The sequence below is a fragment of the Pseudomonas sp. GCM10022186 genome (assembly GCF_042656385.1).
Lineage (GTDB): Bacteria > Pseudomonadota > Gammaproteobacteria > Pseudomonadales > Pseudomonadaceae > Metapseudomonas.
Genome location: NZ_JBHSOU010000052.1, coordinates 1 through 14440 on the forward strand (window position 1 = coordinate 1; position 14440 = coordinate 14440).

At 64.9% G+C, this 14440-nt stretch carries 16 protein-coding genes; 9 read left to right on the forward strand and 7 right to left on the reverse strand.

The annotated features are described in order from the left end of the window. Positions 1-186 precede the first annotated feature (186 nt). Entirely contained in the window at positions 187-951 is a 765-nt protein-coding gene (locus tag ACFPU0_RS17190) for a VacJ family lipoprotein (protein ID WP_377694452.1), read from the reverse strand. Continuing rightward, on the reverse strand, positions 944-2239 hold the full coding sequence (locus ACFPU0_RS17195) for a serine/threonine protein kinase (RefSeq protein WP_377694453.1): 1296 nt from the start codon (positions 2237-2239) through the stop codon (positions 944-946). The genes ACFPU0_RS17190 and ACFPU0_RS17195 overlap by 8 nt, the downstream gene beginning before the upstream one ends. Before the next feature lie 261 nt (positions 2240-2500). On the opposite strand from ACFPU0_RS17195, the gene ACFPU0_RS17200 reads away from it, so the two are divergent. After that, complete coding sequence (locus tag ACFPU0_RS17200) at positions 2501-2884, forward strand: hypothetical protein (RefSeq protein WP_377694454.1); 384 nt, start codon at positions 2501-2503, stop codon at positions 2882-2884. 135 nt (positions 2885-3019) lie between these two features. Here ACFPU0_RS17200 and ACFPU0_RS17205 read toward each other — a convergent pair whose 3' ends face one another. After that, positions 3020-4570 carry a glycosyl hydrolase family 17 protein gene (locus tag ACFPU0_RS17205; protein ID WP_377694455.1) on the reverse strand — a complete coding sequence of 517 codons (1551 nt, stop codon included), beginning with the start codon at positions 4568-4570 and terminating at the stop codon, positions 3020-3022. Between the two features lie 100 nt (positions 4571-4670). Beyond that, positions 4671-4895, reverse strand: coding sequence for a DUF2061 domain-containing protein (locus ACFPU0_RS17210; protein WP_377694456.1), 225 nt, complete (start codon positions 4893-4895; stop codon positions 4671-4673). 224 nt (positions 4896-5119) lie between these two features. Between ACFPU0_RS17210 and ACFPU0_RS17215 the strand changes: the two genes are divergently transcribed. Further along, positions 5120-5428: a DUF485 domain-containing protein gene (locus ACFPU0_RS17215; protein ID WP_377694457.1), complete on the forward strand. Its 309-nt coding sequence runs from the start codon at positions 5120-5122 to the stop codon at positions 5426-5428. Continuing rightward, positions 5428-7086: a cation acetate symporter gene (locus ACFPU0_RS17220; protein ID WP_377694458.1), complete on the forward strand. Its 1659-nt coding sequence runs from the start codon at positions 5428-5430 to the stop codon at positions 7084-7086. The genes ACFPU0_RS17215 and ACFPU0_RS17220 overlap by 1 nt, the downstream gene beginning before the upstream one ends. 64 nt (positions 7087-7150) lie before the next feature. On the opposite strand, the gene ACFPU0_RS17225 is transcribed toward ACFPU0_RS17220, so the two are convergent. Continuing rightward, entirely contained in the window at positions 7151-7303 is a 153-nt protein-coding gene (locus ACFPU0_RS17225) for a DUF3309 family protein (RefSeq protein ID WP_377694684.1), read from the reverse strand. Between the two features lie 138 nt (positions 7304-7441). Here ACFPU0_RS17225 and ACFPU0_RS17230 point away from each other — a divergent pair, with 138 nt between their 5' ends. From ACFPU0_RS17230 to cls, 5 genes are all read left to right on the forward strand, one after another. Further along, positions 7442-7810, forward strand: coding sequence for a DUF2784 domain-containing protein (locus ACFPU0_RS17230; protein WP_377694460.1), 369 nt, complete (start codon positions 7442-7444; stop codon positions 7808-7810). 104 nt (positions 7811-7914) lie between these two features. After that, positions 7915-8727: an SDR family oxidoreductase gene (locus ACFPU0_RS17235; RefSeq protein WP_377694461.1), complete on the forward strand. Its 813-nt coding sequence runs from the start codon at positions 7915-7917 to the stop codon at positions 8725-8727. Between the two features lie 275 nt (positions 8728-9002). After that, complete coding sequence (locus ACFPU0_RS17240; protein ID WP_377694462.1) at positions 9003-9431, forward strand: hypothetical protein; 429 nt, start codon at positions 9003-9005, stop codon at positions 9429-9431. A 46-nt stretch (positions 9432-9477) separates the two neighbouring features. Further along, positions 9478-9810, forward strand: coding sequence for a YnfA family protein (locus ACFPU0_RS17245; protein ID WP_377694463.1), 333 nt, complete (start codon positions 9478-9480; stop codon positions 9808-9810). A gap of 205 nt (positions 9811-10015) precedes the next feature. Beyond that, positions 10016-11410 carry a cardiolipin synthase gene (gene cls / locus ACFPU0_RS17250; protein WP_377694464.1) on the forward strand — a complete coding sequence of 465 codons (1395 nt, stop codon included), beginning with the start codon at positions 10016-10018 and terminating at the stop codon, positions 11408-11410. 41 nt (positions 11411-11451) lie between these two features. Here cls and ACFPU0_RS17255 read toward each other — a convergent pair whose 3' ends face one another. Further along, positions 11452-11748 (reverse strand): hypothetical protein, encoded by a 297-nt coding sequence (locus ACFPU0_RS17255; RefSeq protein WP_377694465.1) that lies wholly within the window; start codon positions 11746-11748, stop codon positions 11452-11454. Between the two features lie 869 nt (positions 11749-12617). Between ACFPU0_RS17255 and ACFPU0_RS17260 the strand changes: the two genes are divergently transcribed. Beyond that, positions 12618-14078, forward strand: a complete 1461-nt coding sequence (locus ACFPU0_RS17260; RefSeq protein WP_377694466.1) for a multiheme c-type cytochrome — start codon at positions 12618-12620, stop codon at positions 14076-14078. A gap of 121 nt (positions 14079-14199) precedes the next feature. Here the strand turns inward: ACFPU0_RS17260 and ACFPU0_RS17265 are convergent, their stop codons facing one another. Further along, positions 14200-14430 carry a YheU family protein gene (locus ACFPU0_RS17265; RefSeq protein ID WP_377694467.1) on the reverse strand — a complete coding sequence of 77 codons (231 nt, stop codon included), beginning with the start codon at positions 14428-14430 and terminating at the stop codon, positions 14200-14202. Between the last annotated feature and the right edge of the window lie 10 nt (positions 14431-14440).

Genomic DNA, 14440 nt, shown 5'->3' on the forward strand with positions numbered 1-14440 from the left:
ACAGCGTACCCCGCTGCGTTGATGCGAACCCTCAAGTCCGAATCGGCGGAGCAGCCCTTGACACCGAGAGCTTCATAGAAGGGGCGAATTCATTCGCCAAGGGCAGCGCAGCTGCCCCCTGGGGCCTAGCAGGGCAGACCTGCGGCCTGCTTGGCGAATGAATTCGCCCCTACAAGAGCGGAGCCCTTACTCGGCGATCTGCAACCTGCGCGACTGGGTGTAGACGTAGCGCAGCTTCTCGTATTCGAAGGGGGAGTTGAGCTGGCCGTAGCGGAAATTGGTGGTGTAGCGCTTGTCCACCATGCGCAGGACGGTGATCTCCGGGTGGTCGCTGGCGACTTCCGGCACGTTGAGGAAGTTGATCTGGTAGTCGGCGACGTAATCCACTACCAGCCCGCCGGTATCCCGCAGGTTGGACGGTCCCAGGATCGGCAGCATCAGGTAGGGACCTTCGGTGAGGCCGTAGTAGCCCAGGGTCTGGCCGAAATCCTCGGTCTGCTTGGGCAGGCCCATGCGGGTGGCCGGGTCCCAGAGACCGACCACGCCAATGGTGGTGTTGAGCAGCAGGCGACCGGTGATTTCCATGGCGCGCCTGCCCTTGAACTGCAACGCGCTGTTCAGCAGGTTGGGCACGTCGCCCAGGTTGCTGAAGAAATTGCTCACGCCGCTGCGCACGAAGCGAGGGGTGACGTACCGGTAGCCGTGCACCACCGGCAGGAACACCCATTCGTCGAAGCGGTAGTTGAAGTGGTAGACGCGCCGGTTCCAGGACTCCAGGGGATCGTAGACGTTCAGCGCGTCCAGGGTGGAGCGCTCGAACTCACGCTGGTCCAGGCCGGGGTTGAACTTCAGGTCCTTGAGCGGCTGGGTGAAGCCGTCCTTGTCGGGATCCTGGGCCTGGGCCAGGTGGCTTGCCAGCAGCAGGGCGATCAAGAGTGCTTTCTTAGCCACGGAAGAACTCCAGCATGGCGTCGCCGTTGACGCGGTAGTTGAGGTTGCCGCAGTGCCCGCCATGGGGGTACAGGGTGAGCCGGTCGCCGAAGGTGCGGCGCAGGAAACCGAGATCGCCGGGGCCGAGGATGAGGTCGTCGGCGTTGTGCATCACGGCGATCTTGCCGTTCCCCTTGAGGTAGTCCTCCAGGGCGTAGAGGCTGACCTGGTTGATCAGCTGGGTCAGGCTGCCGCCGTCGTAGCGGGCGCGCCAGTAAGGAATCAGTTGCTCGGTGATGTAGCAGTCGAAGTCGCACTGCAGGGCGCGCTTGTAGAAGGGCGTCAGGCTGGTGCCTTCGTTGATCGGGTATTTCACCGGGGTGATCAGGCCGCGGCGGTTGATCAGGTCCGAGGTGAAGGCGATGTCCGAGGAGGAAAAGCGGAAGGCGGTGCCGATCAACATCGCCATCTGCTCGTTGGACAAGCGCTGCCTGGAGTCCTGGAAGTCGAACAGCAGGGCGTCGTTGAGGTCGATGTAGCCCTTCTGCTGGAAGTAGCGGGTCAGCTTGCCGAGCACCACCTGGTAGAAGGTGGTGGTGTCGTCGATGCCCTTGACCCGGGTCTGCACCAGGCGGTCGAGATTGGTCACCGAGGTGTACAGGTTCACCGGCGGGTTGAGCAGCAGCACGCGCTTGAAGTTGAAACTGCGGCGGGTCTCGTCCAGGTGGCTGACGAAGGCCGCCTCCAGGGCGCCCAGGCTGTAGCCGGTGAGGTAGAAGTCGGTGATCGGCAGGCCAGGGTGCTGGGCGCGCACCGCCTGCATCACCCGGTACAGGTCGTCGGCGTCTTCGGCCGAGAGCCCCGGCGTGGCGTGGCGTGAGGCGGCGGCCATGAAGTCGTAGCTGGTGGGCGAGGACAGCTGCACCACGTGGTAGCCGGCGCCGTAGAAAAGCTTCTTGAGATTCTCGGCGTGGCTGCTGGCGTAGTGGCCGCCGGTGCCGGCGATAACGAACACCAGGGGGGCCGGCCCCTTCTGACGGGCCAGGCGGTAGCGCAGCTTCTTCACCGACCAGAAGTTGTCGGGCAGGGCGTTCTCCCGCTCAGGGCGCAGTTTGAGGTCGTAGTCGGACTGGTCGATGTCATCGTCCGCCGGGACTTCGCTGCGCAGGTCCGGCGGCGTGGTGGCGATGGTCGCTTCGAAGGGGTTGGTGATCGGAAAGCCGTAGCTGTTCGCATCCAGGTCCGCGGCCAGCACTTGAGCGCAGAAGGTCAGGCTGCCCAAGAGGGCGGCGAGGCGAAGACGGAGCATAGGAAAGGGTTCCTGTTCGGTTCTGGCGGAGGCCCGGGTCCCCTTGCACGGGCACCAGCCATTTGCCTGGCATGGCTGTGGGGCCGCCGGTTCGCGTTCCTTATAAGTGAACGTCATGAGTGAATACCGAGGCTATGACAACTGCAAGCCCTTCGAGTGCGGGCCGTATGTCAGACCGGCGCACACCGGATCGGTGGAAGGTTCTTGCATGGCGCGAACGGGGGGGTATCCTTGGCGCCGCTTACCCATTCGGAGAAAACCATGTCCAGCCGTTCGTCCATCATCCTGCTGCTGATCCTGCTGCCGCTCTGGCTGGCCGCCAGCTACGGGGTCCGATTCGCCCTGATGGAAGACGGCCAGTGGGTCGGCCTGTGCGTCGACCAGGCAGAGCGCTGGGAGTGCCAGGTGCGTGCTGGCCTGGGCCTGCTGATCCACTTCCGCATCATTGCCTGGATCGCGCTGGTGGCTGCCCTGGCGGCGTTCTTCGTGCGTGGCCGCCCGGGTTGGCGCCTGGCCTTGCTGGCGCTGCTGTTCGCCCTGCCGGCCCTGGTGCTCTACACCGCGAGCCTCGCCGTATTCGCCTGCGTGATCGCCGGCCTGCGCCTGGTGCGCCGCCAGGCGGAGCCGGTTACCGCCCACGCCTGAGGTTTCGCCAGGCATGAAAAAAGGACGCATCGAGCGTCCTTTTTTGTTGGTGGGGCCTCCGTAGGGTGCGCTGCGCGCACCGGACGCCCTATGCCAAGCTGGTGCGCACGGCGCACCCTACCGTCGAATCCGTACTCAGGCCTTGACCCGCAGGCTGCGCCACAGTGCCGCCAGCAGCAGGGCGCTCACCGCGGCCCAGCCGATGGCCTGGACGTTGCCCAGGGTCTCTTCGTAGAGCTGCGGGGCGATACCCGCGCCGATGAGTACGGCCATCAGGGCGATTTCGCGGCGCGGGGCGGCCACCGGGCGGAACAGGTAGACCAGCGCCGGCAGCAGCAGGGCCGCGCTGGGGAAGCTGCGGTAGCGGGCATCGAACACCAGGGCCAGCATCAGCACCGCACCGGCGAAACCGGAAGCGGCCAGCCACCAGCCGCCACGGGCGTCCAGCCAGGCGAACAGGCGTTCGCGCAGGCCGCCGCGAGCGGAAAGCGCCAGGGCGCCATGGGCCAGGACGATCAGGTTGAGGCCCACCAGGAAGGCCGCCCAGAGCCATTCGCCGACGAAGCGGCTGGTGACCCGTGCCAATTCGCCCCAGAGACCGATGCAGGCGGCGCCGACGGCGGCCAGCAGGGGCAGCGCCAGGGCTGCGCGGGTCGAGGCCGGGCGACCGGCGAGCACCAGGGTGGCGAGGAAGATCAGGCCGGAGATGCCCAGCCACATGGGCCAGTAGGGCAGGTTGGTGACCGGGCCGGCGAGCACGCCTTTTTCCTGGCGGTCGGCGTCGAACAGGCCCCAGTAGCCGCCTACCGCGCCTTCGCTGGCACGCTTCCAGGGCTGGTCGAAGGCTTCGATCAGGTTGTAGCCCCAGCCGTTCTGCTCGGCCATGGCGACGAAGCCGCGGATGAAGCGGGCCTCGTTGACCCGGCTCGGCACGGCGGTTTCACGCTGGCGGCCTTCGCTGGGCCAGCCGGTCTCGCCGATGAAAATGTCCTTGGGGGCGAAGCGGTTGCCGAACACCTGGCGGATTTCGGCGACATGGCGCAGGGCCTGGTCGATGCCGGCGGGGTCGTCTTCCCAGTAGGGCAGCAGGTGAATGGTGAGGAAGTCCACCGCCGGCGCCACTTCCGGGTGCTGCAGCCAGAACTCCCAGACGTCGGCGTAGGTCACCGGCTGCTGCACCTGGGCCTTGACCTGTTCGATCAGCTTGGCCAGTTGGGCGCCCGTGACTTCCTTGCGCAGCAGGGTCTCGTTACCCACGATCACCGACTGCACCACGTCCGGGTTGGCATTGGCGGCCTTGACCAGGAGGTCGATCTCCTTCCGGGTATCCACCGGATTGCCGTTCACCCAGGCGCCCAGCATCAGCTTGAGGCCGTGCTTGCGGGCCAGCTCCGGAATGGCTTCCAGGCCGGTCATGGAGTAGGTGCGCACGCAGTGGAAACGGGTCGCCAGCAGGGCCAGGTCGGCGTCCATGCGCTCGGGACGCAGCACGAAGGGCTGGTCGAACGGCGACTGGTCCTTGTCGAAGGGGCTGTAGGAGGCGCATTGCAGCTTGTGGGTGGGCGTGGCGGCGTCCGGCAGGATCACCGGTTTGCCGAGGCCATACCAGAGGCCGGCGAGGGCGACGACGGCAACCAGGAAAGACAGCAGATAGGGGAGTGCAGGGAAACGGGCGTTCTGACTCATGTTCATGCGTGCTTGCGTGAGGGCAAAGCCGCGCATCTTAGCGGATTAGGTCCTCTCGCTCCTACGGCCCGCCGTGGAAAATCCGTACAGCGGGTTGCCGTCACGCATGGTGATGCAGCCAGGCATGCTTCGGGATCTCCGGCTTCGGCTCGTCGCCCTTCTCGAAGCGCTTCCAGATCTTCTCGTGGAAGTAGAAGCCCACCGAATTGCACAGCGGCTCGACCGCCGCCACCAGACCGCCCACCGCCACGCTGCCGGTCAGGGCATAGGCCACGCTGAAGGCGATGCAGAAGTGCATGATGGTGAAGGTCACGGTCTTGAGCATGGTGCACCTCGTTAATGAGAATGATTATTCGATGTGCTCAGCCTAGGGCTGCCGCTCCATACATGGAAATGCGCATCGGCCATAGTGCCGATAGATTCGCTGTATGGAATGACTACGACCTTGGTCGAGAATCGCCCGATGTACGACTAAGGTCGTCTGTTGTGCTTGTATGACGGTTCTATTGTTGGCTCCACCAGCAACCCGCGCTGTGGAGGACAACAACAATGAACGACAGCACCTACAAGCGGATTCAGGAGAATCCGCGCTTTCAGGAACTGGTTTCCAAGCGAGAGCGCTTCGCCTGGATACTCTCTGCCATCATGCTCGGCCTCTATCTGGCCTTCATTCTCCTGATCGCGTTCGAGCCGCAAGTGCTCGGCGCCCGCATCAATCCCGACTCTCCCATCACCTGGGGTATCCCGCTCGGTGTCGGCCTGATCCTGTCGGCCTTTGTGCTGACCGGTGTCTACGTGCGCCGTGCCAATGGCGAGTTCGACCGCCTGAACCAGGAAATCCTCAAGGAGGTCCAGTAATGATCGCGCGCATCCTTGCCGTGCTCGGCCTGATGGTCGTGGCACCCGCCCTCTGGGCCGCCGGTGCCATCGAGGGCGATGTCCAGCGCCAGCCGCTGAACACCTCCGCCATCGTCATGTTCGTCGCCTTCGTCGGCTTCACCCTCTACATCACCTACTGGGCCTCCAAGCGCAGCAAGTCGGCTGCCGACTTCTACACCGCCGGCGGCAGCATCACCGGTTTCCAGAACGGCCTGGCGATCGCCGGTGACTACATGTCCGCGGCGTCCTTCCTGGGTATTTCCGCCCTGGTGTTCACCTCCGGCTACGATGGCCTGATCTACTCCATCGGCTTCCTGGTGGGCTGGCCGGTGATCCTCTTCCTGATCGCCGAACGCCTGCGCAACCTCGGCAAGTACACCTTCGCCGACGTCGCCTCCTACCGCCTGAAGCAGAAGGAAATCCGCACCCTGTCCGCCAGTGGCTCGCTGGTGGTGGTGGCCTTCTACCTGATCGCCCAGATGGTCGGTGCCGGCAAGCTGATCGAGCTGCTGTTCGGCCTCAACTACCACGTCGCCGTGGTCCTGGTGGGTATCCTGATGGTGCTCTACGTACTGTTCGGCGGCATGCTGGCCACTACCTGGGTGCAGATCATCAAGGCCGTGCTGCTGCTCTCCGGCGCGTCCTTCATGGCGCTGATGGTGCTCAAGCACGTCAACTTCGACTTCGCCACCCTGTTCAGCGAGGCCATCAAGGTCCACCCGAAAGGCGAGGCCATCATGAGCCCCGGCGGCCTGGTGAAGGACCCGATCTCCGCGATCTCCCTCGGCCTGGCCCTGATGTTCGGCACCGCCGGCCTGCCGCACATCCTGATGCGTTTCTTCACCGTCAGCGACGCCAAGGAAGCCCGCAAGTCGGTGTTCTACGCCACCGGTTTCATCGGCTACTTCTACATCCTGACCTTCATCATCGGCTTCGGCGCCATCCTGCTGGTCAGCACCAACCCGGTCTTCAAGGACGCCGCCGGCGCGCTGCTGGGCGGTAACAACATGGCGGCGGTGCACCTGGCCAATGCCGTGGGCGGCAGCCTGTTCCTCGGCTTCATCTCCGCCGTGGCCTTCGCCACCATCCTGGCGGTGGTGGCCGGCCTGACCCTGGCCGGCGCCTCGGCCGTGTCCCACGACCTCTACGCTTCCGTGTTCAAGAAGGGCAAGGCGAGCGAGAAGGACGAGCTGCGCGTATCGAAGATCACCACCGTGATCCTGGGCGTCGTCGCCATCGGCCTCGGCATCCTGTTCGAGAAGCAGAACATCGCCTTCATGGTGGGCCTGGCCTTCTCCATCGCCGCCAGCTGCAACTTCCCGGTGCTGATCCTCTCCATGTACTGGAAGAAGCTGACCACCCGCGGCGCCATGATCGGCGGCTGGATGGGCCTGGTGACCGCGGTGGGCCTGATGATCCTCGGCCCGACCATCTGGGTGCAGATCCTCGGCCATGCCACCCCGGTCTACCCCTACGAGTACCCGGCGCTGTTCTCGATCCTGGTGGCCTTCGCCGGTATCTGGTTCTTCTCCATCACCGACAAGTCCGCCGCTGCCGACGAGGAACGTGCCCGCTTCTACCCGCAGTTCGTGCGTTCCCAGACCGGCCTGGGCGCCAGCGGTGCCGTAGCGCACTGATCCGATCCATCCACTTGCATGACTTGGGCAGCCTTCGGGCTGCCCTTTTTGTTGACGCGCCCGGCTAGATCCTGCCGAACAGGACCAGCACCACCACTATGACCAGGAGCATCCCGACCATGCTCGACGGGCCGTAGCCCCAGTTGCGCGAGTGGGGGAAGATCGGCAGGCCGCCGATCAGCAACAGGATCAGGATGATGAGCAGCAGAATGGTGATCATGAACGGTGACTCCTCGATGACTGTGGAGGCCCGGGCACGGCCGTCAAGGTCGACGGCGGCTTGATCATGCCTGTTGTTACCGACCGACCCCCTTTCGTGATGGTTCAAGGAAATGGACTCTATGGACGTTTCACCATGAGCTACCGGATCGCCGCCGACGCGGTGCTGCTACTGCATTTGGCCTTCATCCTCTTCGTGGTGGTGGGCGGGGTGCTGGTGCTGAAATGGCCGCGCCTGGCGCTGCTGCACCTGCCGGCGGTGGCCTGGGGGGCAACGGCGGAATTCCTCCACCTGATCTGCCCACTGACGCCCCTGGAGAACCAACTGCGCCGGGCGGCGGGAGAGCAGGGCTACAGCGGTGGTTTCATCGAGCATTACCTGCTGCCGCTGATCTACCCGGCGGGACTGACGCCGGGCATCCAGCTCTGGCTCGGGACCCTGCTACTGCTGCTCAACCTGGTGCCCTATTGCATGCTGGCCAGGCGCCTGATGCGGCGCCACTAGCCGTGTTTATCCCCATCATTCAGCACCGTGATTCAAGGGTGGTGGGACTATGGTCTTCGCTACACTGCGGCTCATCTACCGCACAAGCAGAAAGGCACCTCACCATGCACAACCGCATCATGATCACCGGCGCCGGTTCCGGGCTCGGCCGCGAAATCGCCCTGCGCTGGGCGCGCGAGGGCTGGAAGCTGGCCCTGTCCGACGTCAATGACGCCGGCCTGGCCGAAACCCTGAAGCTGGTCCGCGAGGCCGGCGGCGATGGCTTCACCCAGCGCTGCGACGTCCGTGACTACAGTCAGCTCACCGCCCTGGCCCAGGCCTGTGAAGAGAAGTTCGGCGGCATCGATATCATCGTCAATAATGCCGGGGTCGCCTCGGGCGGCTTCTTCGAGGAGCTGTCCCTGGAGGACTGGGACTGGCAGATCGCGATCAACCTGATGGGGGTGGTCAAGGGCTGCAAGGCCTTCCTGCCGCTGCTGCAGAAGAGCAAGGGCCGGATCATCAACGTCGCCTCCATGGCGGCGCTGATGCAGGGGCCGGCCATGAGCAATTACAACGTGGCCAAGGCCGGCGTGGTGGCCCTGTCCGAGAGCCTGCTGATCGAGCTGAAGGAAGAGGGCGTGGGCGTGCACGTGGTCTGCCCGTCCTTCTTCCAGACCAACCTGCTGGACTCCTTCCGTGGCCCGACCCCGGCCATGAAGCAGCAGGTGGGCAAGTTGCTGGAAAGCTCGCCCATCAGCGCCGCCGACATTGCCGACTACATCTTCCGGGAAGTGGCCGCCGGGGCCTTCATGATCCTGCCCCACGAGCAGGGCCGTATGGCCTGGGCACTGAAGCAGCAGAACCCGCAGGCGCTCTACGACGAGATGGCCGGCATGTCCGCCCGGATGCGCGCCAAGCACCAGGGCAGCGCCTGAGAGGGCTGATCGACCGGTCAGGCTTCGCATCTTTCAGGGGGGCGGCGGTGGACCGGGGGAGTAGGGGGTCTCCCCCGGCCTGACCCTCAACCTGGATAGACCCACCGTGAAGCCCCTGTTCCGCGCTGATGCTGTTCGCCGGTTACAGCCTGGCCAGACTCACACCCGTCCTCGCCGGTCTCGGCCGCGGCCGGCGCTGAGGACTTCGACGCATTTCCTTTTTCCCGTGGCGGTCCTGTGTTAGAAGGCTGCCACTGTTTTGCTGGAGTGCCTGCGTGGAGTCCGAATCCGTCGTCTATGGCTGCATCCGCTCCTGGCCGTCGCTCGACGGCCAGGAGCATCACCTGCGCCGCGAGACCAACCGCCGCGTTCTGGACCGCCTGCCCAGCGGCGAGGCCTGGCCCTTCCTCGGCCGCGAGATGTTCTCCTGCTGCGAGCAACCGGGGGCAGGCCTGTTCCGCACCCAGGTCATCCACTTCGGCGCCAGCTACCCGGCGGTGGAATACGAATGGAATCTCTGGGTCAGGGAATTCGAGGCCCTGCTCAAGCAGCTCTACTGGAGCAGCGCCGTGGTCCACCTGGAAACCGAACTCAACGGCATCCATACCTTCCGCTGGGAAAGCGAGCAGGGCCTGCACAGCCCTCGGGAAGACAACCTGCGCGTGCGCTGTGCCTGGGAGCGCGAAGGTGGCGTACGCGGCTGATCCGCCCTCGATTCACACTGTCTTTCAGGCCCAAGGGAATGCCTCGATGCTCAACTACCTCTGGTTCTTTCTTGCCGCGCTCTTCGAAATCGCCGGTTGCTACGCCTTCTGGCTCTGGCTGCGGATGGGCAAGAGCGCCTGGTGGATCGCCCCCGGGCTGCTCAGCCTGGCGCTCTTCGCCCTGCTGCTGACCCGCGTCGAGGCCGCCTACGCCGGGCGTGCCTATGCCGCCTATGGCGGTATCTACATAGTCGCTTCGCTGCTCTGGCTGGGCCTGGTGGAACGCACTCGCCCGCTGGCCAGCGACTGGCTGGGCGCCGCCCTCTGCGTGCTGGGCGCTACCGTCATCCTCCTGGGGCCGCGCTTCTCGCAGAGCTGACCCGATGCAAGGCGGCCCTGCTGGAGCCGGACGCGCTGCTGTGCGTCAGTCCGGGCAATAGCGCGGTGCTCGGACGGTAGGTACGGCAAATTCCCTCAACCATTCGCCAGGTGGTGCGGTCGAACTGGCATGACAGCCCGAAAGCAGCCGCCAAGCTGGCGACGTGCTTTCCAGGCACCGAACCTCCCGCTCAGGAGGATGCTGGATGAACCTGCCGTCATCAGGGACCGTGGCGCGTGTCCTGGTGGCGCTCTATTCATCGCTCCTCCTGGCCTGCACCTCGCTGCCGCGCATCAATCCCGACATGATCCATTCACCGGTCGCCCAGGTGCAGCTGGACGGCACCCACGGGCCGCTTCCGGAGGCGCGCAGCAAGGCGATTCTCGACCGCCTCAAGGTCCCGGGGATGCAGACCAACATCTTCGACCTGCACCTGGCGATCGAAGAAGCGCTGGTGGGCAGCCCGCTGACCGCTGGCAACAAGGTGGACCTGCTGCAGGATGGGCCGGATACCTACGCGGCCATGTTCGAGGCCATCGACGGCGCGCGCGATCACATCAACATGGAGACCTACATCCTCGAAGGCGATGAAGTGGGGCAGCGTTTCGCCGATGCGCTGATCGCCAAGCAGCGTGCCGGCGTGCAGGTCAACCTGATCTACGACAGTGTCGGCACGCTGGGCACGCCTCCGGCGTTCTTCGCACGGCTGCGCGAGTCCGGAATCCGGCTGGTGGAGTTCAATCCGGTCAATCCCATGACCGCCAGGGCCGGCTGGGATGTGAACCAGCGCGACCATCGCAAGCTGCTGATTGCCGACGGTCGCATCGCCATACTCGGCGGGGTGAACATCAGCAGTGTCTATTCCAGCGGTTCCGTCGCTTCGGGACGCCAGGGGCGACCACGCGGCGATTTGCCCTGGCGCGATACCGACATGCGCATCGAAGGCCCGGTGGTGGCGGACCTGCAAAAGCTCTTCATCACCACCTGGGATCGGCAGAAGGGCGGGCCCCTGGTGGCGCGCCACTACTTTCCGCCCCTGCAACGCAAGGGCAACGAGGTGGTGCGTGCCATCGGCAGTTCACCCGAGGAGCCCTACAGCCAGATCTACGCCACGCTGATCTCGGCGCTGAACAGCGCACAGAGTGAAATCTGGCTGACCAGCGCCTACTTCGTGCCGGATCCGCAATTGCTGGATGCCCTCAAGAAAGCCGTGGCCCGCGGTGTCGACGTGCGCCTGGTGATCCCCAGCAGCACCGATTCCTGGCTGGTGTTCCATGCCGGACGGGCCTATTACACCGAGCTGCTGGAGGCGGGGGTCAGGTTGTACGAACGCCGGGATGCCTTGCTCCACGTGAAGGCGGGGGTGATCGACGGCGTCTGGTCCACGGTGGGCTCCACCAACCTGGACTGGCGCAGCTTCCTGCATAACCAGGAGGTCAACGTGGTGGTGCTCGGCGCCGATTTCGGCCAGCGGATGCGTGAAGCCTTCCTGGAAGACGTGCAGGGCTCGGAAGAGCTGACCCTGGAAGGCTGGCAGCGTCGACCGATCCGGGCCCGCGTGAGCGAGCGGGTAGGGCGTGTCTGGGAATACTGGCTCTAGGTCGACGGGGGAGGGGCGGGGCATGGTGCCCGCCCCACCGCTCAGCCATTCGGCTCGCTCGACACCCGGGGTTGTTCTTCCTGCGCCCGCACGAATGCTGCCTCGTGCAGCGCGCGGGCGTCGGCCAGGAGCAGCCCGAGGGCCGCGGCGAGGCGGGCGGTTTCCTGGGGCAGGAAGGTGAAACGGGTGCCGTTCTCCAGCATCTGCAGCAGGTCGCCGAGGGCGGCCATGCGCTGGCTGGCGGCTTCGAAGAGGTGGGCCGAGGGAGCCCGGGTGTTGACGAAAAGGATGTCGTCGTAAGGCTGGGACTCTGGCGGGAGGGGTTTGAACTCGGTCATGGCCGGCCTCCGGGGTGACGCCGGCACGGGGCCGAATGGGGCGGGTAATGCATATCCTTGCTTCCTCGCGTGAAGGTGCGACCGCCACCGGCCTTTACGCAAGGAATGGGTGGCGGGCCGTGCAGGGGTCGCAAACCGGTCACGTGAGGAAACCCGGTAAGGCCGAGGCCTTCCCCGCACGGCCCGCCATGGACCTGAATAAGCATCCGGCAAACCGTGGCTCGCGTGAGTCCGGGTTGCGACACCCGGCCGCGGTTGTCACCGCGACGGCGCGACTCTAGCGAGGGACTTTGTAGGCGCTCAAGGCAAAAGCCGTGTACGAAACATCCTGTCAGACGGTGGTCATTTCGCTTGCACGGAAAGCGGATGCCGCAACCCGGGGAAGTTCCGGGAGATGCCCGGGTTAGAGCGGCTTCTTGAAAGTTCGGGGAAATTGCCGACGAATGGCTCGGGTTTTCCAGTGTTTTGTCATCCCTTCGTCATCTGGCGACTACACTCTGACAGCAGAGTCTATTGGTGCTCTGTGCTTTGTTTAGGTCGCCGTCTGGCGGCCTTTTTTGTGCCCGCCCGTTCGTCCGGCCAGGCTGTCGCTGGTACGGATTTATCGTCACTTCATCGCCTGCTTCGCCGTATCCCGAGATAGACAACTCCATTGAGTTCAAGCGGATAGCTTCGTTGTTCTGGCGCGGGAGGCTTGCGTCCGGGTTTTGACGCTGCCCTGCCTGGCATCTACTACTGACTAACACCCGCAGAAGCGGGGATCAGACCCCATTCCGGTCAGATGTGCTGAAGATGCAGGATTTTACCCGGATCTTGCGGGTTTCCTGCGTCTTCGGCTCGGCCAGCTCCATCCTGGCGAGGCAGCGAAAATGGATGATCCGGCACATCGGTCCACGGCTCGATCGAATCTCGGCCAATCGACTTTCCTGCTGCTTGCCTGCCTCCTGACCACCCTGCTGGTGGCGCGCAGCGTGCCGGCCGAAACGCCCCAGCTCGACGCCAAGTGGCTGGAGCCGGCGCGTTCCAGGCTCATGCAGGACCGCAGCGGGCTACCGTTCTTTCCCCACCGGGCCAACACGCCGAACAATGCCCTGCTCAATGCCGCGGACTTCGATGATGCCCAGGTCTGTGGAACCTGCCATACCGAGATCTACCAGCAGTGGCGTACCTCGATGATGGCCCACGCCTGGGAGGAGCCCATCTACCGGGCCCTGCTGCGCCACGCCAGCGAAGCCACCGAGGGGCGGGTGGACAACTTCTGCACCGGCTGCCACACCCCCATCGGCCTGACCACCGGACGCATCAACTCGGCGGTCAATCGCGCTTCGGTGGAGTTCACCGCCAGGAACAACCCCATGCCCGGCGTGGATTGCGAGACCTGCCACAACATCAGCGCGCGCACCGGGCTGGACAATGGGGCCTATGTGCTGAGCCCGCGTGCCCACGGCAAGCCGACCAAGTTCGGCCCGCGCGAGGATGGCGTTTCGCCCTACCACGACACCGTCTATTCCAGCCTGCATACCCGCTCGGACTTCTGTGCCACCTGCCACAACGTGACCCATCCCTTCAGCACCGTGGCCGTCGAGCGGACTTATGACGAATGGCTGGAGAGTCCCTACAGCTTCAATGGCCAGACGTGCCAGAGTTGCCATATGCCGGGCTTCGCCGGCAAGGCGGCGATCATGGGGCCGGATCGCGCCGACGTGGCCTCCCACTGGTTCACCGGGGCCAACGCGGCGGTGCTCGAGTATCTGGGGCAGAAGGAGGCGGCCCAGCGTGCGCGGGAGAACCTGGCGAAGGCGGCGGAGATCAGCTTCGAGTCGATCCCGGCGAACCTGCTGCCGGGCCAGGAGGTATCGGTGCGGGTGAAGGTCGCCAATGTCGGCGCGGGGCACAAGCTGCCCACCGGATTCCCTGAGGGCCGCGAGGTCTGGATCGATTTCCGCGCCGTGGATGGTGCCGGCCACGAGATCTACCGCCTGGGGGCGATCAAGGACGGCGCCACCGAACCGGATACGCGCAACTTCAAGGTGCACCTTGGCGACAAGGACGGCAAGGAACTGGATATCGAGGTGTGGAACGCCACCCAGATCCTTTCGGACAACCGCATCCTGCCCAAGGGCTATGACGTTCGCGAGTTCACCTTCGAGGTGCCGAAGGATGTCGTCGGCCCGGTCACCCTGACGGCGGAGCTGAATTACTGGCCCTTCTCGCAGCGCCTGGTGGATTACCTGCTGGGCAAGGACAAGCTGAAGGTGGAGGTCACGCGGATGGCCCACGTGACCCGGACGCTCGCCCTTGGGCAGCTGGCACAGGCGGCGGGGCGCTGAGGGTTCCGACTGGCGGCAGGGCGGGGCATGGTTGCTGTGGGGGCGATTGCAATCGCTGGGCGAACCGCAGGTTCGTCATTCGCTCCTCCACAATTATCGCCCCAAGGCATCCAGGGCTGGCCTATTCCTCCAGCCATTCCCTGGGCACGTCCAGCTTGAGCATGAGCTGGCACTGCTGGCTGTCGGGGTCGTAGACGATCACCGCCTCGCCCTTGCGGAGCGCCTTGCGTACCCGTTCGACGCGGGTTTCCAGGGGCGTGTCGTCGCCATTGTCGGTGCCTTCGCGGGTGACGAAGTCTTCGATCAGGCGGGTCAGGGTGTCGGCTTCGAGCAGATCAAAGGGAATCAACATGAAGGGGGTC